The organism is Serratia sp. ID 25-353, assembly GCF_054792795.1.
The window spans coordinates 1,307,789-1,327,784 of sequence record NZ_CM139236.1 but is presented as its reverse complement, the minus strand read 5'-3'; the positions used below and the strand labels follow the sequence as shown (position 1 = coordinate 1,327,784).

Annotated in this window: 21 protein-coding genes; 9 read left to right on the top strand and 12 right to left on the bottom strand. The window is 59.6% G+C overall.

Going from position 1 to position 19,996, the window contains the following annotated elements; all coding sequences use genetic code 11:
* The first annotated feature begins 70 nt into the window (after positions 1–70).
* Both pyk and ACYF6X_RS06375 read left to right on the top strand, forming a co-directional pair.
* Positions 71–1,513, top strand: a complete 1,443-nt coding sequence (gene pyk, locus ACYF6X_RS06380) for a pyruvate kinase (protein ID WP_019452801.1) — start codon at positions 71–73, stop codon at positions 1,511–1,513.
* Positions 1,514–1,598: 85 nt separating this feature from the next.
* Positions 1,599–2,480 (top strand): leucine-rich repeat domain-containing protein, encoded by an 882-nt coding sequence (locus ACYF6X_RS06375; protein WP_130018100.1) that lies wholly within the window; start codon positions 1,599–1,601, stop codon positions 2,478–2,480.
* Positions 2,481–2,529: 49 nt separating this feature from the next.
* On the opposite strand, the gene lpxM is transcribed toward ACYF6X_RS06375, so the two are convergent.
* The 3 genes from lpxM to znuA form a co-directional block, all read right to left on the bottom strand.
* Positions 2,530–3,498 carry a lauroyl-Kdo(2)-lipid IV(A) myristoyltransferase gene (gene lpxM, locus ACYF6X_RS06370; RefSeq protein ID WP_130018101.1) on the bottom strand — a complete coding sequence of 323 codons (969 nt, stop codon included), beginning with the start codon at positions 3,496–3,498 and terminating at the stop codon, positions 2,530–2,532.
* Between the two features lie 150 nt (positions 3,499–3,648).
* Positions 3,649–4,971: a murein DD-endopeptidase MepM gene (gene mepM, locus ACYF6X_RS06365; RefSeq protein ID WP_028127477.1), complete on the bottom strand. Its 1,323-nt coding sequence runs from the start codon at positions 4,969–4,971 to the stop codon at positions 3,649–3,651.
* 21 nt (positions 4,972–4,992) lie between these two features.
* A complete protein-coding gene (gene znuA, locus ACYF6X_RS06360) occupies positions 4,993–5,937 on the bottom strand; it encodes a zinc ABC transporter substrate-binding protein ZnuA (RefSeq protein ID WP_107226583.1) in 945 nt (314 codons plus the stop codon).
* 78 nt (positions 5,938–6,015) lie between these two features.
* Between znuA and znuC the strand changes: the two genes are divergently transcribed.
* Together znuC and znuB are read left to right on the top strand one after the other, a co-directional pair.
* Positions 6,016–6,774, top strand: coding sequence for a zinc ABC transporter ATP-binding protein ZnuC (znuC, locus tag ACYF6X_RS06355; RefSeq protein WP_063990150.1), 759 nt, complete (start codon positions 6,016–6,018; stop codon positions 6,772–6,774).
* Positions 6,771–7,556: a zinc ABC transporter permease subunit ZnuB gene (gene znuB, locus ACYF6X_RS06350; RefSeq protein WP_063990151.1), complete on the top strand. Its 786-nt coding sequence runs from the start codon at positions 6,771–6,773 to the stop codon at positions 7,554–7,556. Before znuC ends, znuB begins: the two co-directional genes overlap by 4 nt.
* A 59-nt stretch (positions 7,557–7,615) precedes the next feature.
* On the opposite strand, the gene ruvB is transcribed toward znuB, so the two are convergent.
* The 7 genes from ruvB to ACYF6X_RS06315 form a co-directional block, all read right to left on the bottom strand.
* Positions 7,616–8,620: a Holliday junction branch migration DNA helicase RuvB gene (gene ruvB / locus ACYF6X_RS06345; protein WP_063990152.1), complete on the bottom strand. Its 1,005-nt coding sequence runs from the start codon at positions 8,618–8,620 to the stop codon at positions 7,616–7,618.
* A 19-nt stretch (positions 8,621–8,639) separates the two neighbouring features.
* Positions 8,640–9,254 (bottom strand): Holliday junction branch migration protein RuvA, encoded by a 615-nt coding sequence (gene ruvA, locus ACYF6X_RS06340; RefSeq protein WP_063990153.1) that lies wholly within the window; start codon positions 9,252–9,254, stop codon positions 8,640–8,642.
* Positions 9,255–9,366: 112 nt separating this feature from the next.
* On the bottom strand, positions 9,367–9,888 hold the full coding sequence (gene ruvC / locus ACYF6X_RS06335) for a crossover junction endodeoxyribonuclease RuvC (RefSeq protein ID WP_004932367.1): 522 nt from the start codon (positions 9,886–9,888) through the stop codon (positions 9,367–9,369).
* A gap of 57 nt (positions 9,889–9,945) precedes the next feature.
* Positions 9,946–10,689 carry a YebC/PmpR family DNA-binding transcriptional regulator gene (locus ACYF6X_RS06330; RefSeq protein ID WP_033647638.1) on the bottom strand — a complete coding sequence of 248 codons (744 nt, stop codon included), beginning with the start codon at positions 10,687–10,689 and terminating at the stop codon, positions 9,946–9,948.
* A 20-nt stretch (positions 10,690–10,709) separates the two neighbouring features.
* Positions 10,710–11,156 (bottom strand): dihydroneopterin triphosphate diphosphatase, encoded by a 447-nt coding sequence (nudB, locus tag ACYF6X_RS06325; RefSeq protein ID WP_019452808.1) that lies wholly within the window; start codon positions 11,154–11,156, stop codon positions 10,710–10,712.
* The gene (aspS, locus tag ACYF6X_RS06320; RefSeq protein WP_063990154.1) at positions 11,156–12,940 is read right to left on the bottom strand and encodes an aspartate--tRNA ligase; all 1,785 of its coding nucleotides are present in this window, start codon (positions 12,938–12,940) and stop codon (positions 11,156–11,158) included. The genes nudB and aspS overlap by 1 nt, the downstream gene beginning before the upstream one ends.
* A 74-nt stretch (positions 12,941–13,014) precedes the next feature.
* The gene (locus tag ACYF6X_RS06315; RefSeq protein WP_033632845.1) at positions 13,015–13,206 is read right to left on the bottom strand and encodes an FmdB family zinc ribbon protein; all 192 of its coding nucleotides are present in this window, start codon (positions 13,204–13,206) and stop codon (positions 13,015–13,017) included.
* Positions 13,207–13,460: 254 nt separating this feature from the next.
* On the opposite strand from ACYF6X_RS06315, the gene ACYF6X_RS06310 reads away from it, so the two are divergent.
* The 5 genes from ACYF6X_RS06310 (at position 13,461) to cmoB (ending at position 17,221) form a co-directional block, all read left to right on the top strand.
* Positions 13,461–14,039 (top strand): hydrolase, encoded by a 579-nt coding sequence (locus tag ACYF6X_RS06310; protein WP_063990359.1) that lies wholly within the window; start codon positions 13,461–13,463, stop codon positions 14,037–14,039.
* Positions 14,040–14,092: 53 nt separating this feature from the next.
* The gene (locus ACYF6X_RS06305) at positions 14,093–14,908 is read left to right on the top strand and encodes a DUF72 domain-containing protein (protein WP_107226584.1); all 816 of its coding nucleotides are present in this window, start codon (positions 14,093–14,095) and stop codon (positions 14,906–14,908) included.
* 102 nt (positions 14,909–15,010) lie between these two features.
* Positions 15,011–15,406, top strand: coding sequence for an MAPEG family protein (locus ACYF6X_RS06300; protein ID WP_004932387.1), 396 nt, complete (start codon positions 15,011–15,013; stop codon positions 15,404–15,406).
* Positions 15,407–15,509: 103 nt separating this feature from the next.
* The gene (cmoA, locus tag ACYF6X_RS06295; RefSeq protein ID WP_063990156.1) at positions 15,510–16,253 is read left to right on the top strand and encodes a carboxy-S-adenosyl-L-methionine synthase CmoA; all 744 of its coding nucleotides are present in this window, start codon (positions 15,510–15,512) and stop codon (positions 16,251–16,253) included.
* Positions 16,250–17,221, top strand: a complete 972-nt coding sequence (gene cmoB, locus ACYF6X_RS06290; RefSeq protein ID WP_130018102.1) for a tRNA 5-methoxyuridine(34)/uridine 5-oxyacetic acid(34) synthase CmoB — start codon at positions 16,250–16,252, stop codon at positions 17,219–17,221. The genes cmoA and cmoB overlap by 4 nt, the downstream gene beginning before the upstream one ends.
* A 37-nt stretch (positions 17,222–17,258) precedes the next feature.
* Here the strand turns inward: cmoB and ACYF6X_RS06285 are convergent, their stop codons facing one another.
* Together ACYF6X_RS06285 and ACYF6X_RS06280 are read right to left on the bottom strand one after the other, a co-directional pair.
* Complete coding sequence (locus ACYF6X_RS06285) at positions 17,259–19,361, bottom strand: FKBP-type peptidyl-prolyl cis-trans isomerase N-terminal domain-containing protein (protein WP_406879979.1); 2,103 nt, start codon at positions 19,359–19,361, stop codon at positions 17,259–17,261.
* Positions 19,358–19,762: a hypothetical protein gene (locus ACYF6X_RS06280; protein ID WP_130017592.1), complete on the bottom strand. Its 405-nt coding sequence runs from the start codon at positions 19,760–19,762 to the stop codon at positions 19,358–19,360. The genes ACYF6X_RS06285 and ACYF6X_RS06280 overlap by 4 nt, the downstream gene beginning before the upstream one ends.
* Positions 19,763–19,996: the final 234 nt, after the last annotated feature.

Sequence of the window (19,996 nt, the reverse complement as noted above, 5' to 3'; positions counted from 1 at the left end):
TCACGCCTGGTTTCGTTATCCGACGTTATCGCAACACCAATATTTGCTTCACCAGTCAACGGAGTAATACATGTCCAGACGGCTCAGAAGAACCAAAATCGTTACCACCCTGGGTCCGGCTACAGACCGCGACAATAATCTGGAAAAGATCATTGCCGCCGGCGCCAACGTAGTTCGGCTTAACTTCTCCCACGGCAGCCCGGAAGATCACCAGGCTCGCGCTGACAAAGTGCGCGAAATCGCCGCCAAGCTGGGACGTCACGTCGCTATCCTCGGCGATCTGCAAGGGCCGAAAATCCGCGTTTCCACCTTCAAGGAAGGCAAAATCTTCCTCAACGTGGGCGATAAATTCCTGCTGGACGCCAACCTGTCAAAAGGCGAAGGCGATAAAGAAAAAGTCGGTATCGACTACAAAGGCCTGCCTGCCGACGTGGTGCCGGGCGATGTCCTGCTGCTCGACGACGGCCGCGTTCAGTTGAAAGTGCTCGAAGTTCAGGGCATGAAAGTGTTTACCGAAGTCACCGTCGGCGGCCCGCTGTCCAACAACAAGGGCATCAACAAGCTCGGCGGCGGCCTGTCGGCCGAAGCGCTGACCGAGAAAGACAAGGCAGACATCGTGACCGCCGCCAAGATTGGCGTCGACTACCTGGCGGTCTCCTTCCCGCGTACCGGTGAAGACCTGAACTATGCTCGCCGCCTGGCGCGCGACGCCGGCTGCAACGCCAAGATCGTGTCCAAGGTTGAGCGCGCCGAAGCAGTCTGCAGCGACGAAGCGATGGACGACATTATTCTGGCCTCCGACGTGGTGATGGTTGCTCGTGGCGACCTCGGCGTCGAAATCGGCGATCCGGAACTGGTCGGCATTCAGAAGAAACTGATCCGCCGCGCCCGCACCCTGAACCGCGCGGTGATCACCGCGACCCAGATGATGGAGTCGATGATCACCAACCCGATGCCGACCCGCGCCGAAGTCATGGACGTGGCCAACGCCGTGCTGGACGGCACCGACGCCGTTATGCTGTCGGCGGAAACCGCCGCCGGCCAATACCCGGCGGAAACCGTGGCGGCGATGGCGCGCGTTTGTCTGGGCGCCGAGAAAATCCCAAGCATCAACGTCTCCAAGCACCGCCTGGACGTACAGTTCGACAACATCGAAGAGGCGATCGCCATGTCTTCGATGTATGCCGCCAACCACCTGAAAGGCGTTACCGCACTGATCGCCATGACCGAATCCGGCCGCACCGCGCTGATGATGTCGCGCATCAGCTCCGGCCTGCCGATCTTCGCCATGTCGCGCCATGAGCACACGCTGAACCTGACCGCGCTGTATCGCGGCGTGACGCCGGTGTATTTCGACAGCCACAAAGACGGCGTGATCGCCGCCAATGAAGCCGTCAATCGCCTGCGCGACAAAGGCTTCCTGGTCTCCGGCGATCTGGTGATCGTCACCCAGGGCGACGTGATGGAAACCGTCGGCACCACCAATACCAGCCGTATCCTGCGCGTCGAGTAATTCACGCCGCAGACGAAATGCCGGCCGGCTCTCGCAGGCCGGCATTTTTTTTGCCCTGACACCGCCATAAACGACGGAGAACGCCATGCTCCACCAACACACTCCCGCAGCGAGCGGTGATGAGCTCGATCTCGACGGCCACGGCCTGACGCAGCTCGACGAGTCGCCGTTAGCCGGCCATGCGCTGCGCAAGATTAGCCTGTACAACAATCAGCTGACGGTCTTCCCCGCCTCGATCTTCCGGCACCGAAATCTGCGGGTGCTGAATATCTCCTGCAACCAGCTCGGCCACCTGCCGCCGGAGATTGGCCAGTTGCAACAGCTCGAGATGTTCGACTTTGGCCACAATCGCGCAAGCGAACTCCCCGAAGAACTGGGGCAGCTGCATCGGTTGAAATACCTCTATCTGAGCGATAACGGCTTTAGCGAGCTGCCGCGCTCGCTGGCGCAGCTGCAGCAGTTGGTTTACCTCAACGCGACCGACAACCATTTAACCGCTTTGCCACAGGCAATACCGGGGCTTGCGGCATTGCAGGAGCTGCGTTTATACAACAACCGCATCAGCAGCCTGCCCATCGAAATCGGGCAACTGCGCGCGCTACGCGAACTGCATATCATGAAAAATGCCCTGACCTCGCTGCCGGCGAAAATGGCTCAGCTCGGTGAGCTGGAGATACTCGACGCGGCTAACAATGCCATCGCCGAGCTGCCGCAGACCTTCTGTCGGTTGCCGCGGTTGAGCGAGCTGAACCTGCGTTTCAATCAGCTAACGCGCCTGCCAGAAAATATCGGTGAGCTGACGGCGCTGAGAAGTCTGGATCTGCGCGCCAACCGCCTGAGCGACCTGCCGGAAAGCCTCGGCGAACTGAGCCGCCTGCGCAAGCTGGACCTGCGCTGGAATGATTTCACCCGCACGCCTAAAGTCGTCGACATCCTGCGGGCTCGCGGCTGTATGGTGCACATCTGAAGAGACGCCGGCCGGGTTGTGGCCCAGCCGGCGTTAGCGTTAGACAGGATTAACGATACAGATCGTCGCGCGAGTAAGGTTCAATCTCCCCCTCTTTACGCGTCTTCAGCAGTTTGAGGATCCAGGTGTACTGTTCCGGGTTCGGGCCCACCAGATTTTCCACCTCTTCGTTCATGCGGCGGGCAATGCGCGGATCGTCGGCTTCGGCCAGATCGTCCATCGGCTCGCGAATATAAATATCCAGCATGCTGGTTTTGCCGTCGTACACCGGGAACAAAGGCACGATCGCCGCACGACACACCTTCATCAACCGGCCTACCGCCGGCAGCGTCGCCTTATAGGTCGCGAAGAAATCGACGAACTCGCTGTGCTCGGCGCCGTGATCCTGATCGGGCAGATAGTAGCCCCAATACCCCTGCCGCACCGAACTGATAAACGGTTTGATACCGTCGTTGCGCGCGTGCATGCGGCCGCCGAATTTACGACGTACGGCGTTCCAGAGGTAGTCGATCAGCTGATTGCGCTGATTGTGGAACATCGCGGCCATCGGTTGGCCGCGCGCGGCCATCAACATCGCCGGCACATCGACAGCCCAGCCGTGAGGCACCAGGAAAATCACGTTGCGCCCTTCCGCCCGGATCCTGTCCAACACCTCTTCACCGTGCCAACGCACGCGCTTGAGCACTTTCTCGGGCTTGGTGCAGGCCAGTTCCGCCATCAGCACCATCGACTGCGGCGCGCAGGCGAACATCTGGTCGATGATGTGCTCGCGTTCGCTTTCCGGCAGCTCCGGCAGGCAATACAGCAAATTGATGCGGGCACGACGTCGCGCGCCCTTCGCCAGCTTGCCGGCCAGTTTGCCGACCGCACCCAGCACCGGATCGCGCAGGCGCGCAGGCACCAGCGAAATGCCGGCCATCAGGCCGGTTCCCAACCACACGCCCCAGTAGCGCGGATATAAAAAGGCTTTTTGAAACTGCGGAATGAACTCTACGTTCGATTTCTTCTCGTTTTGCATGCACATGCTCTTCGCTTAGCGATTCGGCTAATCATAATTGCCATCACCGATTTTGCAATTAACAACCGCGAACCACCCAGATAAAACAGCATCGGCCCGCAATCAGGCCGATGAAATTAACGGCGCCGGAGCGCCGGAAAAAGGGGGACGTTAATCCAACTGCAGTTGAGGAACCACTTCCTTCACCTGTGCCAGATAATCGCTGCGGTCTTTGCCGCCCAACCCTTCGGAACGCGGCAGCTTGGCCGTCAGCGGGTTCACCGCCTGTTGGCCGGTCCACAGTTCAAAGTGCAGGTGTGGCCCGGTGGAACGGCCGGTGTTGCCGGAGAGCGCAATGCGATCGCCGCGTTTCACCTTCTGGCCCGGTTTCACCAGCAGTTTTTTCAGGTGCATATAACGTGTGGTGTACTGGCGACCGTGGCGGATCGCCACATAGTTGCCCGCCGCGCCGCTGCGCTTGGCGATCACCACCTCACCGTCGCCGACCGCCAGCACCGGCGTGCCGACAGGCATGGCGAAATCGACGCCCTTGTGCGGCGCCACGCGGCCGGTCACCGGGTTCACGCGGCGCGGGTTGAAGTTGGAGGAGATGCGGAACTGTTTCATGGTCGGGAAACGCATGAAGCCACGCGCCAGGCCAGAGCCCTGACGATCGTAGAATTTGCCGTCTTCGGCGCGGATCGCATAGTAGTCTTTGCCGCCGGTGCGCAGACGCACGCCCAGCAGCTGGCTTTGCGATTTCTTACCGTCGAAATGTTCGCGCGACATCAGTACGGAGAACTGGTCGCCTTTGCGCAGCTTGCGGAAATCGAGCTGCCACTGCAGCGCCTTGATCACCGCATTGATTTCGTTTCGGCTCAGCCCGGCGTCGCCGGCGCTGCTGACGAAACTGCCGTTGACCCGGCCGCTGATCACGTTGTTGCGCCATTCACCCTGCTGTGCCTCTTTCGACTCTTTGAAGCTATTGCCGACGCGGTCATAGGTGCGGGTTTCGCGGCGAGAAACTTCCCAGGTCAACTGCTGCAGATCGCCCGCATCATTGACGGTCCACGACAGCTGTTGGCCGATCTTCAGATTACGCAGATCGCGGTTTTGCGAAGCCAGCAAGGTGACATCCGACATATCGATGCCGTACTGCGTCAGAATGCTGCCGAGGGTGTCGCCGGTGGAAACCACATATTCATGCACGCCATCGTCGCCGGCATCTTTCTGATCCAGCTCATCCTGCGGGATTTCGTCATCGGGGGTGGGTTGGTCGGCATCAATCGGCTCACTGGCTTCGGGGAGCAATGACCGCATCTGGCTGGATTCTAACTCGACGCTCTTGGCGATGGGATTGTGTTCTGGGTGGTAAACAAAAGGCCGCCAAACAGCGACGGCCAATGTGACGACTGTCAGCGACCCCAGCATGACGCGGTGGGGCCGTGGCAGGTTGTTATACGCCAGAGCGATAGTTCGGACTATCTGCTGCACTCGATATTATCCTCATAAGCTTTACTTCAGGCAGCTCACGTACTGGTTTGACAGCTGAGTCAGGAATTTCCCATAGCTGTCCTTCCCCAGCGCGATGCCGATGCCCAGCGGGTCCAGCGTTCCGGAACGCACTTTGGTACCCTTGGCAACGGCATTGATTACGGCCGGCCTGAATTGTGGCTCAGCAAAAACGCATACCGCTTTCTGCTCAACCAACTGTGTTCGAATTTGGTGTAGGCGCTGTGCTCCAGGCTGAATTTCGGGATTGACGGTGAAATGGCCCAGCGGACTCAAACCGTAGTGTTTCTCAAAGTAGCCGTAAGCATCATGAAAAACAAAATAACCCTTACCTTGCACAGGCGTAAGCATGTTACCAACATTTTTGTCAGTTTGCGTCAGCAGATTCTCGAACTGGCGCAGGTTTGCGTCTAATTTGTCCTTATTTTGCGGCATAAGTTCCAACAATCTGTCGTGAATCGCGATCGCGGTCACTTTTGCTATCTCCGGCGACAGCCAAACGTGCATATTGTACTCGCCGTGATGATGCCCATGATCGTCATCGGCATGGTTATGCGCTTCGCCTGCATGTTCATGATCGTCGTCATCTTCGCCTTTCATCAGCAACGGCTTCACCGCAGGCAGTTCGCTGATGGCCAGCTTGCGGGTTGCCGAGATCGGCACCAGCGCCTTGTTCAGGAACGCTTCCATGTCCGGCCCGACCCACAGCACCAGGTCCGCAGAGCGCAAACGCTGAATATCGGAAGGACGCAGCGCAAAATCGTGCGGCGAAGCGCCGTCCGGCAGCAACACCTCGGTCGGCGTCACGCCGTCGGCGATCGCCGATGCGATAAAGCCTAACGGACGAATCGAGGTCACCACCGCAGCGGAAGCGCTGCTCAGCGGGCCGGCCATCAACAGTGCGCTGGCCAACAGCGTGCGCTGCAGCCATTTATTTTTCGTTGCCATCATCAGTAATCCCATCGTTTTCATCAACAAGGCGTGATATTATAACATTCGCTTCGTTCTGCAACCTGTAATCTCGAGATGTCTACACTGATAACGCTAAAAAATATCTCCGTCGCCTTCGGCAGCCGCAAGGTGCTGTCGAACATTTCCCTCAGCCTGCAACCCGGCCGTATTCTCACGCTGCTGGGCCCGAACGGCGCGGGCAAGTCTACGCTGGTGCGCGTGGTGCTGGGATTGGTCAAACCGACTGCCGGCACGCTGGAGCGTGAGCCCGATCTGCGCATTGGCTACGTGCCGCAAAAGCTGCACCTCGACGCCACCCTGCCGCTGACCGTCAACCGCTTTATGCGTCTCAAGCCCGGCGTAAAGAAAGCCGACATTCTGCCGGCGCTCAAGCGCGTGCACGCCGCCCACCTGCTCGACCAGCCGATGCAAAAGCTCTCCGGGGGCGAAAACCAACGCGTGCTGCTGGCACGAGCGCTGCTGAACAAACCGCAGTTGCTGGTGCTGGACGAACCCACGCAGGGAGTGGACGTCAACGGCCAGCTGGCGCTGTACGATCTCATCGATCAGCTGCGTAAAGAGCTGGGCTGCGCCGTGCTGATGGTGTCGCACGATCTGCATCTGGTGATGGCGAAAACCGACGAGGTCTTGTGCCTCAATCAGCACATCTGCTGCTCCGGGGCACCGGAGGTGGTATCGATGCATCCCGAATTTATCGCCATGTTCGGCAACCGCGGCGCAGAGCAACTGGCGGTGTATCGCCACCATCACAACCACCGCCACGACCTGCAGGGAAGAATTGTTTTGAAGAAAACCGGGAGCCGCGAAGCATGATTGAACTGTTACTTCCCGGCTGGCTGGCCGGCGTGTTGTTGGCTGGCGCCGCCGGGCCACTGGGTTCCTTCGTAGTCTGGCGCCGCATGTCCTACTTTGGCGATACCCTGGCGCATGCCTCGTTGCTCGGCGTCGCCTTTGGCCTGCTGCTGGACATCAATCCCTTCTATGCGGTGATCGCCATTACGCTGCTGCTGGCCCTGGCCCTGGTGTGGCTGGAACGCCGCCCGCAGCTTTCAGTGGATACCCTGCTCGGCATTCTGGCCCACAGCGCCCTGTCGCTGGGCCTGGTAGTGGTGGCGTTGATGTCTAACGTGCGGGTCGATCTGATGGCCTACCTGTTCGGCGATCTGCTGTCGGTCACGCTGAGCGATATCGTGATGATCGCCGGCGGCGTCGCCGTGGTGCTGCTGGTGCTGTGGTGGCAGTGGCGCGATCTGCTGTCGATGACCATCAGCCCGGAGCTGGCGCACGTCGACGGCGTTAACCTGGTGCGCGCACGCACCGTGTTGATGCTGGTTACCGCGTTGACCATCGGTCTGGCGATGAAATTCGTCGGCGCGCTGATCATCACCTCGCTGCTGATCATTCCGGCAGCCACCGCTCGCCGCTTCGCGCGCACGCCGGAACAAATGGCCGGCGTCGCAGTGCTGCTCGGCATGGTAGCCGTCACCGGCGGCCTGGCCTTCTCGGCATTTTACGATACGCCGGCCGGCCCTTCGGTGGTGCTCTGCGCCGCCGTGCTGTTCGTGCTGAGCTTGTTCAAAAAACAGCAGGCTTAATTAACGCCGGGATATGACAAGGGCCGCATCTGCGGCCCTTTTTATGGCGGATTGAAGCCTTACCCTTCTCGCTCGAGCCCAAAGTGCCGGTAGGCGTGCTGCGTCGCCAGACGGCCGCGCGGCGTGCGCTGGATAAAGCCCTGCTGGATCAGGAACGGCTCAATCACGTCTTCGATAGTCTCACGCTCTTCGCCGATCGCCGCCGCCAGGTTGTCCAGTCCGACCGGGCCGCCGGTAAACTTGTCGATAATCGCTAACAGCAGCTTGCGATCCATATAGTCGAAACCTTCGGCATCGACGTTGAGCATATCGAGCGCCTGCGCCGCCACCGAACCGCTGATCACGCCGTTGGCGCGCACCTCGGCAAAGTCGCGCACCCGGCGCAACAGGCGGTTAGCGATACGCGGCGTCCCCCGCGCGCGGCGGGCCACTTCATGGGCACCCTCGTCGGACAGCTCCAGCCCCAGACAGCCGGCACTGCGCGAGACGATGTGCTGCAGATCCGCCACCTGATAAAACTCCAGCCGCTGAACAATGCCGAAGCGATCGCGCAGCGGCGAGGTCAGCGAGCCGGCGCGGGTGGTAGCGCCCACCAAGGTAAACGGCGGCAGATCGAGCTTAATCGAACGCGCCGCCGGCCCTTCGCCGATCATGATATCCAGCTGATAGTCTTCCATCGCCGGATACAGCACTTCTTCCACCACCGGTGACAAACGGTGGATTTCGTCAATGAACAACACGTCGTGCGGTTCAAGGTTGGTCAGCATCGCCGCCAAATCGCCCGCCTTCTCCAGCACCGGGCCGGAGGTGGTGCGCAGATTCACGCCCATTTCGTTGGCCACGATGTTGGCCAGGGTGGTTTTCCCCAGGCCCGGCGGGCCGAAGATCAGCAGATGGTCGAGCGCGTCGCCGCGCTGCTTGGCCGCCTGGATGAAGATCTCCATCTGCTCGCGTACGTGCGGCTGGCCAACGTATTCGGTCAACAGCTTGGGACGAATGGCGCGATCGAGGACTTCTTCCTCGTTGATCGGTTCGGCGGAGATCAGACGATCGGCTTCAATCATTATCTACCTCTTAGCGGCCTTACAAAGCAGCGCGCAGCGCGTCGCGGATCAGCGTCTCGCAGTCGGCGCCCGGTTTGGCAATTTTGCTGATCATGCGGCTGGCTTCCTGCGGCTTATAGCCCAGCGCCACCAGCGCCGAAACAGCTTCGGCTTCGGCGTCCGCTTCAGGCGCTTTGGCGGCGGCGGACGGCAGACTGATCTCGCTGCTGCTGTTGAACAGGTCGCCGTTCAGCCCTTTGAAGCGGTCTTTCATCTCCACCACCAGGCGCTCGGCAGTTTTCTTGCCTACGCCCGGCAGCTTGACCAGTGCAGTGATCTCTTCACGCTCCACCGCGCTGACGAACTGCTGCGCGGACATGCCGGACAGGATCGCCAGCGCCAGTTTTGGCCCGACGCCGTTGACCTTGATCAGCTCGCGGAACAGCGCACGCTCCTGCTTGTCGTTAAAACCGTACAGCAGCTGCGCGTCTTCACGCACCACGAAGTGGGTAAACACGATAGCCTCTTGCCCCAGTTCCGGCAGCTCGTAAAAGCAGGTCATCGGCATGTGTACCTCATAGCCCACGCCGTTCGCCTCCAGTAACACCAGCGGCGGCTGCTTTTCCAGAATATTTCCTCTGAGACGACCTATCATTTACCCTCCTGCAGAATGACCGGGCATGGCGCCCTGCCATGCCGTTGCTGGTAAAGCTTATAACATAAAAAAGGCTGGATGAATATCCAGCCTGAGCAATCATCGCTTTGCGTCAGCGCAAACGCCCGCGCGCCAGGTTCAGCCGCCCTTCGCTCATCCGCAGCACGTTCTGGCTGAGGTGGCAGTGGGTAATGGCGATGGCCAGGGCATCGGCGGCGTCCGCCTGCGGGTTGGCCGAGAGTTTGAGCAGCGAGCGCACCATGTGCTGTACCTGCGCCTTTTCGGCCGCGCCGGTGCCGACCACGGTCTGTTTGACCTGCCGCGCCGCATACTCGAACACTTCCAGATTCTGATTCACCGCCGCCACGATCGCGACGCCGCGCGCCTGACCGAGCTTGAGCGCCGAATCCGGGTTCTTGGCCATAAACACCTGTTCGATGGCGAAGAAGTCGGGCTGAAACTGGGTGATGATCTCACTGACGCCGGCGTAAATCAGCTTCAGCCGCGTCGGCATGTCGTCCACCACCGTGCGGATGCAGCCGCTGGCGATATAGCTCAACTGACGCCCCTGCTGGCGGATAAGGCCATAGCCGGTGACGCGTGAGCCGGGATCGATACCGAGTATGATCGCCATATCTACATCCACCTTGCATGCACGGCGCCGCCGTACGGCGGCGCCCGTTTTACCGGATTACAGCGTCGCCGCCACTTCGTCGGAGATTTCACCGTTATGGTAAACTTCCTGCACGTCGTCGCAGTCTTCCAGCATATCGATCAGGCGCAGCAGCTTAGGCGCGGTTTCCGCGTCCATGTCGGCCTTGGTCGATGGGATCATCGACACTTCCGCCGCTTCGGCTTCGAAGCCCGCCGCGGTCAGCGCGTCTTTCACCGCGCCCAGACTTTCCCAGGCGGTGAACACGTCGATGGCGCCATCGTCATAGGTCACGATGTCTTCCGCACCGGCTTCCAGCGCCGCTTCCATCACGGTGTCTTCATCCAGGCCCGGTGCGTAGGTGATCACGCCCTTCTTGGTGAACAGGTAAGCCACGGAACCGTCGGTGCCGAGGTTGCCGCCGCATTTGGTGAAGGCGTGGCGCACTTCCGCCACGGTGCGGTTGCGGTTGTCGCTCAGGCATTCGATCATGACGGCGGTGCCGCCAGGGCCGTAACCTTCATAGATGATGGTTTCCATATTGGTATCATCATCACCGCCCACGCCGCGCGCGATGGCACGGTTCATGGTGTCGCGCGTCATGTTGTTCGACAGCGCCTTGTCCATCGCCGCGCGCAGACGCGGGTTGGAATCCGGATCGCCGCCGCCCAGCTTGGCGGCCGTGACCAGCTCACGAATAATCTTGGTGAAAATTTTACCGCGCTTGGCGTCCTGCGCCGCTTTACGGTGCTTTGTGTTGGCCCACTTACTATGACCTGCCATAAAAAAATCTCCGAAAAAAACTACTGGACTGAATTGATCACGAACTCTTCAATCGCCTGCTGATTGCTCCATGACTTGGTCAACTTCACGGCCTCGGCCGCCTCAAGCCATTGGTAAGCGTGATGCTCGGTAATCACCGGATCGCGCTCCTCGGGCAACGCCAGACAGAACCAGTGCTCTTTATTGCGCGTGGTTCCCGGCGCATAGCGATGTCGCAAATGGACAAAGAGTTCAAACTCCACGCAGCGCTGGCAATCGAACAACGGCAGGTGCTCTGCTTCGATATCGATACCGACTTCTTCCATGACTTCACGCTGCGCGGCATGCGGCGGCGACTCATCCTGTTCCAGGCTGCCGGTGACCGACTGCCAGAACTCGGTATCGTCGCGCCGCTGTAACATCAGCACCCGACCACTGGATTTCGCGTAAATCACTACCAGGATAGATTCAGGGCGCTTGTAACTCATCACTCGCTCTCTTGTTCCGCACCGGCTTTCTTTACCACGCTGATCGCCAGCTCCTGCAGCGACGCCGGGTTGGCGAAGCTCGGTGCGTCGGTCATCAGACAGGCCGCCGCGGTGGTTTTCGGGAAGGCGATGACGTCGCGGATGTTGTCGGTGCCGGTCAGCAGCATCACCAGACGATCCAGGCCGAAAGCCAGGCCGGCGTGCGGCGGCGTACCGTACTTCAACGCGTCCAGCAGGAAGCCGAACTTCTCGCGCTGTTCGTGTTCGTTAATGCCCAGAATGCTGAATACCGTCTGCTGCATTTCGCTGCGGTGAATACGCACCGAACCGCCGCCCACTTCGTAACCGTTGATCACCATGTCATAGGCGTTGGCGATGGCGTTGACCGGCGCTGCCGCCAGCTCTTCCGGGCTCATGTCGCGCGGCGAGGTGAACGGGTGGTGCATGGCCGCCAGGCCACCCTCTTCGTCTTCTTCGAACATCGGGAAGTCAACCACCCACAGCGGTGCCCAGCTGTCGAGTTGCGTCAGCGCCAGATCGCGACCCAGCTTCAGACGCAGCGCGCCCATCGCATCGGTGACAATCTTGAAGCTGTCAGCGCCAAAGAACAGGATATCGCCGGTCTGCGCATCGGTGCGCGTCAGGATGCTTTCCAGCACGTCCGCGCTGAGGAATTTGGCGATCGGGCTCTGCACGCCTTCCATGCCGGCGGCACGGTCGTTGACCTTCAGCCACGCCAGGCCTTTGGCGCCGTAGATGTTGACGAAAGCGCCGTACTCGTCGATCTGCTTGCGGGTCAGCTGTGCGCCGCCCGGTACGCGGATCGCCGCCACGCGGCCTTTGGCGTCGTTGGCCGGGCCGGAGAACACCTTAAACTCGACGTCCTTGACCAGGTCAGCCACGTCCACCAGCTCCAGCGGGTTACGCAGGTCCGGCTTATCGGAGCCAAAGCGACGCATCGCTTCGGCGAAGGTCATGACCGGGAAATCGCCCAGATCCACGCCCTTCACGTCCAGCCACAGCTCGCGCGCCAGCTTCTCCATCACTTCACGTACCTGATCGGCGGTCATGAAAGAGGTTTCGACGTCGATCTGGGTGAATTCAGGCTGACGGTCCGCACGCAGGTCTTCGTCACGGAAGCATTTGACGATCTGGTAGTAACGATCGAAGCCGGACATCATCAGCAGCTGTTTGAACAGCTGCGGGGACTGCGGCAGCGCGTAGAATTTGCCCTTGTGCACGCGGCTCGGCACCAGGTAATCGCGGGCACCTTCCGGCGTCGCCTTGGTCAGCATCGGCGTTTCGATATCGAGGAAGCCGTGGCTGTCCATAAAGCGGCGCACGAAGCTGGTGATTTTGGCGCGGGTCTTCAGACGCTCGGCCATTTCCGGGCGACGCAGATCCAGGTAGCGGTATTTCAGGCGCGCTTCTTCGCTGTTGACCTGGTTGGAGTCCAGCGGCAGCGGCTCGGAGCGGTTGATGATTTCCAGCGCGTGGGCGAATACTTCCACTTCGCCGGTGGCCATATCTTTATTGATCTGGCTGTCCGGACGCGCACGCACGGTGCCGACGATCTGGATGCAGAACTCATTGCGCAGGTCGTAGGCCTTGTCGAACGCCACTTTCTGGTCCGGATCAAAGAACACCTGCACGATGCCTTCGCGGTCGCGCATATCAATAAAGATCAGGCCGCCGAGATCGCGACGACGATTGACCCAACCACACAGAGTGACTTCCTGGCCCACGTGGGACAGATTCAACTGCCCGCAATATTCAGTACGCATACGCTATCCTTTTACACAGCCGATGCCGCGCCGGGCTACTGTGCCCCTGTCGCGCGGCTGTTATCTGATAAATTCTACTTGTTACCCGGTTTAAAATCCGTCGCATACCAGCCGGTGCCCTTAAGCTGGAAACCGGAGGACGAGATCAACTTGGTCAACGCGGGCTGCCCACACGCCGGGCAGTCTGCCAGCGGCGCATCGGAAAATTTTTGCAATTTCTCTAACCGATGGTTGCAAGCACCACATGCATATTCATAAATCGGCATAGGTCGTTGGATTAAAGAGTGTTGAAAAAAGGGAGTCATTATAAAGGAAATTCATCCGCCCGATAAGTGCGAACACAGCATTGTTACTGCACTAAATGGCGCGTTTTTGCTCGAATCAACACATCGGTTAACAAATTTCCCATTAACCTGCGACAGTTTTTTCACGTAGCCTGATTCTCCTCCGGTTTTGCGCCGTACGCTGCTCGCCTGGCGAACCGAACAGTTTTTATCCACTTCGCAACGAGATGAAATCCATGCTGAAACTTGACGCCCAAACCACCGCTCTGGTGCTGATCGATTTGCAAAACGGCATTCTGCCCTACGCCGGCGGCCCGCACAGCGCCGACCAGGTGGTGGCGAACGCCGCCCTGCTGGCCGCCCGTTTTCGCCTGCTGGGCGCGCCGGTGCTGCTGGTGCGCGTCGGCTGGTCCGACTCCTTCGCCGAAGCGCTGAAACAGCCGGTGGACAAACCGGCTCCCGCGCCCGCCGGCGGCTTGCCGGCCAGTTGGTGGGAGTTCCCCGCACCGCTGGCGGTCAATGACAGCGATATTCGGGTGACCAAGCGCCAATGGGGCGCCTTCTACGGCACCGATCTGGATTTACAGCTGCGCCGCCGCGGCATCAAATCCGTGGTGCTGGGCGGCATTTCCACCAATATCGGCGTGGAATCCACCGCCCGCGCCGCCTGGGAACACGGCTATGAGCTGGTGATCGCCGAGGACGTCTGCAGCGCACAGAACGCGGAAATGCATCGTTTCGCGTTCGAACACATCTTCCCGCGTTTGGCGCGGGTGCGCGACACCGGCGAAATTCTTGCCGCGCTCGACCGGTAACGTTAAGTTGTAGCCTGATAAGCCAAGGATAAGTAAAGGAAGACGACGCCGTGATCTACATCGGACTGCCACAGTGGCAACATTCAGCCTGGAACCGTATCGGGCTGCGTGACTTGGCGGATTACAGCCGCTACTTCAACTGCGTGGAAGGCAACACCACCTTCTACGCGCTGCCGAAGCTGGAAATCGTGCAACGCTGGCGCGACATGACCGGTGACGATTTTCGCTTCTGCTTCAAATTCCCGTCGGACATCAGCCACAAGGCCGCCCTGCGCAACTGTGCCGCCGAACTGCAGGCGTTTTACCACTGCCTGAGCCCGGTGCATCAGCGCATCGGCCAACTGTGGCTGCAGCTGCCCGCCGCCTTCGGCCCAGACGAGCTGCCGCGCATGTGGCAGTTTTTCGAAAACCTGCCGAAGGAATTCACCTACGGCGTAGAAGTGCGTCATCCGGCGTTTTTCGCCAAGGGCGAGGCAGAGCGTGCGCTGAATCAAGGGTTGCATCAGCGCGGCATCAATCGGGTGATCCTCGACAGCCGCCCGGTGCATCACGCCGCCCCCAACACCGCCGCCGTACGCGATGCCCAGCAGAAAAAACCGAAGCTGCCGGTACACGCTCTGGTCACCGCCGGCCAACCGCTGGTGCGCTTTATCGGCGGCGACCAGCTGGCCGATAACCTGCGCTGGTTCGACGCCTGGCAGCAAAAACTGCCGCTGTGGCAGCAGCAGCATCAGCCCTATCTGTTTATTCATACGCCGGACAACGGCGATTCGCCCCAACAGGCGCAAAAAATTTGGCAGCAGCTGCGCCTGGCGATCCCCGATTTGCCTGCGCCACCTGACTGGCCAGAGCAAGATGCACTGTTTTGACCTATTAATCTGACCAATAACATCAAATATTTCCCCGCGACAGTGAATACAATGACGGCTATGATGCTGGCTGCCAGTTTTGGTTAGGGAACGGAGTTAAAAATGGTAAGCGCGCTTTATGTGGTGCTCGGCGCATTGTTGTTGATCAAACTCTCTTATGACGTCGTCAGATTAAGGATGCAGTACCGCGTAGCCTACGGTGACGGCGGTTTTTACGAATTGCAGACTGCCATCCGCGTGCATGGCAACGCCGTTGAATACATTCCTATCGCTGCCGTATTGCTGGTGATCATGGAAATGAACGGCGCGGAAATCTGGATGATTCACCTTTGCGGCCTGATGCTGATGGCCGGGCGACTGGTGCATTACTATGGTTTGCGCAACCGCGAGGTTCGCTGGCGCCGTTCAGGCATGGCCGCGACCTACATTTCTTTGTTGTTGATGGTTCTGGCAAATATCTTCTATCTGCCTTGGGATCTGATTTTCAGCCTGCATTGATCCCGTTTTTATCATCAGGCGGCCGCGCCGCCTGCTTCCGCTCCGCTTTTTTACGCTTTTCTGTTAGACTACGCAGCTTCGAATTCTGAACTGATTTGCCGCTATGCCAAACCGCGATACCCTTTTCTCCGCCCCCATCGCCAAATTGGGCGACTGGACCTTCGACGAACGCGTTGCCGAAGTGTTCCCCGACATGATCCAACGCTCCGTTCCCGGCTATTCCAACATCATCTCGATGATCGGCATGCTGGCCGAACGCTTTGTGCAACCCGACAGCCGGGTGTATGACCTGGGCTGCTCACTGGGCGCGGCGACGCTGTCGATGCGGCGGAATATCAAGGTGCCCGGCTGCGATATCGTCGCCGTCGACAATTCGCCGGCGATGGTGGAACGTTGCCGCCGCCATATCGATGCCTTCCGCGCCGAGACGCCCGTTGACGTCATCGAAGCCGACATTCGCGATATCGACATCGAGAACGCCTCGATGGTGGTGCTGAACTTTACGCTGCAGTTCCTCGAACCGGCCGACCGCCTGCGCCTGCTGGAGAAAATCTATCGCGGCCTACGTCCGGGCGGCGCGCTGGTGCTGTCGGAGAAATTCAGCTTTGAAGACGCCGAAGTCGGCGAGCTGCTGTTCAACATGCATCACGATTTCAAACGCGCCAACGGGTACAGCGAGTTGGAGATCAGCCAAAAACGCAGCATGCTGGAAAACGTGATGCTCACCGACTCGGTGGAAGCGCACAAGACACGTCTGCATCAGGCCGGGTTCGAGCATGCCGAAGTGTGGTTCCAATGCTTCAACTTCGGTTCGCTGATCGCCCTGAAAGCGGGGGATGCGCAATGATCGAGTTCGGTGATTTCTACCAGCGCATCGCCAAAAGCCCCCTCAGCCATTGGCTGGACACCCTGCCTGCACAGTTGAGCGCCTGGCAACGCGAATCGCTGCACGGTAAATTCAAACAGTGGTTCAACTCGGTCGAGCATTTGCCGACGCTGACTCCCACCCGTCTCGAGCTGCTGCACGGCGTGCGCGCCGAGATGGAACCGGACCTGTCGCCGGGCCAGCTTGAAGGCATCGAGAAAATGCTGCGCACCCTGATGCCGTGGCGTAAAGGGCCGTTCTCGCTGTATGGCATTGATATCGATACCGAATGGCATTCCGACTGGAAGTGGGATCGCGTGCTGCCACACATTTCTCCGTTGGCCGGCCGCACCATTCTCGACGTCGGCTGCGGCAGCGGTTATCACCTGTGGCGCATGATCGGCGCCGGCGCACACTTCGCCGTCGGCATCGATCCGATGCAACTGTTCCTGTGCCAATTTGAAGCCGTGCGCAAACTGTTGGGCGGCGATCAGCGTGCCCACCTGCTGCCGCTCGGCATCGAGCAATTGCCGGAGTTGGCAGCGTTCGACACCGTGTTCTCGATGGGGGTGCTGTATCACCGCCGCTCGCCGCTCGATCATCTGTATCAGCTGAAAAATCAGCTGGTGGCTGAAGGTGAACTGGTGTTGGAAACGCTGGTGGTGGAAGGCGATCGCCACCAGGTGCTGGTGCCGGGCGATCGTTATGCGCAGATGCGCAACGTGTATTTCATCCCTTCCGCCGAGGCGCTGAAATGCTGGCTGGAGAAGTGCGGCTTCGTCGACGTGAAGATCGCCGACCTGTGCGTCACCAGCCTCGACGAGCAGCGCCGCACCGACTGGATGACCAGCGAGTCGCTGGCCGAATTCCTTGATCCGAACGATCGCAGCAAAACGATCGAAGGCTATCCGGCGCCGCTGCGCGCCGTGCTTACCGCCAGAAAACCCTAGCGCTCGCTAATTCGGGCCGGCCTGCGCCGGCCCGACCTTACCCGTTACTGACATCGACAATCCGCAGCTCATACACCATTGTCGCATTCGGCGGGATCTGCGGCGCATAGCCCGTTTCACCGTACGCCAACGCCGGCGGCACCACCATCGTCAGCGAACCGTGGTTTTTCAGATGGCCGATCGCCTCGCGGAACAACGGCGGATAGGCGGAGAGCGGCTGTGACATCACCTTCCCACTGCGATCCATATCCTGAATCACGCTGCCGTCGGTTAAACTCTCTTTCACCACGATGTCTACCCGCGCGTTTTCCTTAATGGCTTCATCACCCGCATAATCGATGCGATACCAAAAACCGGCAGGCGACTTCTGCGTGCCCTTCTTCTTTTTAAACTCGGCGACGAACGCCTCGCCCTTGCCGGTCTGCGTCTTTGCCACCTGGTTTCTGGCATCGTTCACCGCTTTTTCCGACTCCGCCAGCGCGCGGGTCAACTGTGCATCGCTCAACTGGTAATGGCCGTTAAAGGTATCGATCACGCCCGCCAGCAGCACGGTTTTATCGGGATTGATGCCCCAATTTTTACGCTCCGCCAGCATTGTTTGAATATCGCGCCCCAAAGCAACACCGGCAGCATAGCTCTGCTGCGCCGGCTGTTTCTTGAGCGCCTGCGCATCCGGCAGCCATTTGGCCCGCGATCTCAGCCCGCTCAGCTCGTCTTGCAAAGCTTGCTGCGCTTGATTGGCGTCCACCAGCTCCGTTGCAGTTTTTTTCGCCTGCTCCGTCGTTTTCGCCAGTTGCAGTGTTGATTTATCGCTTTCCGCCATCGCCATTGCCAGCCGCTGCTCCAATGCCTTCGCCTGCTCGGTTTGCGTCTTGTTTTTTTCCTGTAACTGCGCCAGCTGTTGCTGAAGTTCGCCCGTCGCCTTGGCGGCTTCAGCCTTTTGCTGTTCCAGCGCAATCTTCAGGTTGTTCTCTTGCCGCTCGGCCTGTTGGCGTTGGTCCTCCTGCTCTTTCTGCCGCTGCGCCAGCTGCTGCTGAAGCTCGCCCATCATCTTGGCGGCTTCGGCCTTTTGCTGTTCCAGCGCAATCTTCAGGTTGTTCTCTTGCCGCTCGGCCTGTTGGCGTTGGTCATCCTGCTCTTTCTGCCGCTGCGCCAGCTGCTGTTGAAGCTCGCCCGTCGCCTTGGCGGCTTCAGCCTTTTGCTGCGCCAGCGCGGCCTTCAGGTTTTTCTCTTGCCGCTCGGCCTGTTGGCGTTGGTCCTCCTGCTCTTTCTGCCGCTGCGCCAGCTGCTGTTGAAGCTCGCCCGTCGCCTTGGCAGCTTCGGCCTTTTGCTGCGCCAGCGCGGCCTTCAGGCTTTTCTCTTGCTGCCCACCCTGCTGCCGTTGGCCCTCCTGCTCCTTTTGCAGCTGCGCCAGCTGCTGCTGCAGTTCGCCCGTCAGCCTGGCAGCCTCGGCCTTCTGCTGTTCCAGCTCAGCGGCGGCTGTTTTTTTTCCCTGCTCATAACGCTGGCGCGCTGTATCGTTGGCGGTCTGGGCCGCCGCCAGTTTCTCCTGCCAGACCTGTTGCCGAGCGTTATCAGGCTGTTTAGGCAGCGCCGCCAGCCGTTGTTCCAGCAAGGCGATGCGCCGATCGCGCTCCTCGGTTTGCTGCTTTTGCCGCGCTAACGCCGCCTGCGCTTCGGCGATCTGCGCCTGAGCCTTGCGCTCCTGCGGGGTCAGGTTTAGCGCCTGCCGAACGCCGCTGGCGAAGTCGCTCAACGCGCTCAAATCAGGCGCCGGTGCCGGTTTATCGGCAGCGGCCAGGGACGACGCCACCCGCAACGCGGTCAGCTCCTGCTGCAGTGATTGAATAGCGGTTTGCTGTTGCTCCAATCGAGCCTCTTTCTCGCGCAGCGTCTTTTGCAACTGCGCCAGTTGCTTTCTCTGCGGGCTCGTTTCACGAGTTTGAACCGGCCGGGACGCCGGCTTTTGGGTTTCTTGGGATGGGGTCACCACGGTATCCGCCGCCAGCGCGTCCTGCCGCTGATAACGCTCGGCAAACTGCAATAACGCCGGCACATCGTTATCCGCCGCGGCCACCGCTGGCGCAAACGCCAGCGGTATCATCAGGCTCAGAAATGCCTTTCTTGCACGGGGGGTCATTGGGCGCGTTCTCCGCGCTCAGCCAGGCCGGTCATCATGGCAGAACTGATGTCTGCGCAGAGGCGGCTGGTGCGATAACGATACAGGGCGTCGACGGTTTCCTGCGTGCCCGTGTTGACCCGCTGGCGTACCCCGGCATACTGCGCGGCGCCGCCCATCAAGGTATCGAACTCGCGTTTGAATTTTTGGTATTTTTCGTTATCCATGCCGCGCATGGCATCCAACTCGCGCTGGCACTGCTGCATACGCTCGGCCTCACGCTGCCGTTTGTCTTGTTCCGCAATGTCCTCTGCGCTGGGCGGCTTACTTAATGTAGAAACGGGCCGCTTGGCGGTCTGGCAGCCGCTCAGGGCCAATGTCAGCAAAAGCGCAGCGGTCAAACAGTGTGCCGTTCGGGTCATTATCGTTATCTCCTTGTTAAGTTCGCCACCAACGTGCTCCTCGGCTGCGTCGACGGCTCTCCTCAATTGATGCTGTGATGTTCCGGCCATATGGCCGGCGAAGAACAGGTAAAAATACAGACGCGGTGATGAGCTGCAGAACGCAAATCATTCACCGTGACAATACATACCAAAAAATCATTTAATATTATGATATTTAAAGGATTTTAACTCACAAACTTATCAGCAGGGCAT

Bases quoted from the DNA above. Each gene is read 5' to 3' on its own strand.
- ACYF6X_RS06300 (WP_004932387.1), top strand. From the start codon at position 15,011: ATGGTAAGCGCGCTTTATGTGGTGCTCGGCGCATTGTTGTTGATCAAA.
- ruvC (WP_004932367.1), bottom strand. From the start codon at position 9,888: ATGGCGATCATACTCGGTATCGATCCCGGCTCACGCGTCACCGGCTAT.
- cmoB (WP_130018102.1), top strand. From the start codon at position 16,250: ATGATCGAGTTCGGTGATTTCTACCAGCGCATCGCCAAAAGCCCCCTC.
- ACYF6X_RS06280 (WP_130017592.1), bottom strand. From the start codon at position 19,762: ATGACCCGAACGGCACACTGTTTGACCGCTGCGCTTTTGCTGACATTG.
- znuA (WP_107226583.1), bottom strand. From the start codon at position 5,937: ATGGCAACGAAAAATAAATGGCTGCAGCGCACGCTGTTGGCCAGCGCA.
- ACYF6X_RS06310 (WP_063990359.1), top strand. From the start codon at position 13,461: ATGCTGAAACTTGACGCCCAAACCACCGCTCTGGTGCTGATCGATTTG.
- ACYF6X_RS06285 (WP_406879979.1), bottom strand. From the start codon at position 19,361: ATGACCCCCCGTGCAAGAAAGGCATTTCTGAGCCTGATGATACCGCTG.
- nudB (WP_019452808.1), bottom strand. From the start codon at position 11,156: ATGAGTTACAAGCGCCCTGAATCTATCCTGGTAGTGATTTACGCGAAA.
- ruvB (WP_063990152.1), bottom strand. From the start codon at position 8,620: ATGATTGAAGCCGATCGTCTGATCTCCGCCGAACCGATCAACGAGGAA.
- ruvA (WP_063990153.1), bottom strand. From the start codon at position 9,254: ATGATAGGTCGTCTCAGAGGAAATATTCTGGAAAAGCAGCCGCCGCTG.
- cmoA (WP_063990156.1), top strand. From the start codon at position 15,510: ATGCCAAACCGCGATACCCTTTTCTCCGCCCCCATCGCCAAATTGGGC.
- lpxM (WP_130018101.1), bottom strand. From the start codon at position 3,498: ATGCAAAACGAGAAGAAATCGAACGTAGAGTTCATTCCGCAGTTTCAA.
- znuB (WP_063990151.1), top strand. From the start codon at position 6,771: ATGATTGAACTGTTACTTCCCGGCTGGCTGGCCGGCGTGTTGTTGGCT.
- aspS (WP_063990154.1), bottom strand. From the start codon at position 12,940: ATGCGTACTGAATATTGCGGGCAGTTGAATCTGTCCCACGTGGGCCAG.
- ACYF6X_RS06330 (WP_033647638.1), bottom strand. From the start codon at position 10,689: ATGGCAGGTCATAGTAAGTGGGCCAACACAAAGCACCGTAAAGCGGCG.
- ACYF6X_RS06315 (WP_033632845.1), bottom strand. From the start codon at position 13,206: ATGCCGATTTATGAATATGCATGTGGTGCTTGCAACCATCGGTTAGAG.
- znuC (WP_063990150.1), top strand. From the start codon at position 6,016: ATGTCTACACTGATAACGCTAAAAAATATCTCCGTCGCCTTCGGCAGC.
- ACYF6X_RS06375 (WP_130018100.1), top strand. From the start codon at position 1,599: ATGCTCCACCAACACACTCCCGCAGCGAGCGGTGATGAGCTCGATCTC.
- pyk (WP_019452801.1), top strand. From the start codon at position 71: ATGTCCAGACGGCTCAGAAGAACCAAAATCGTTACCACCCTGGGTCCG.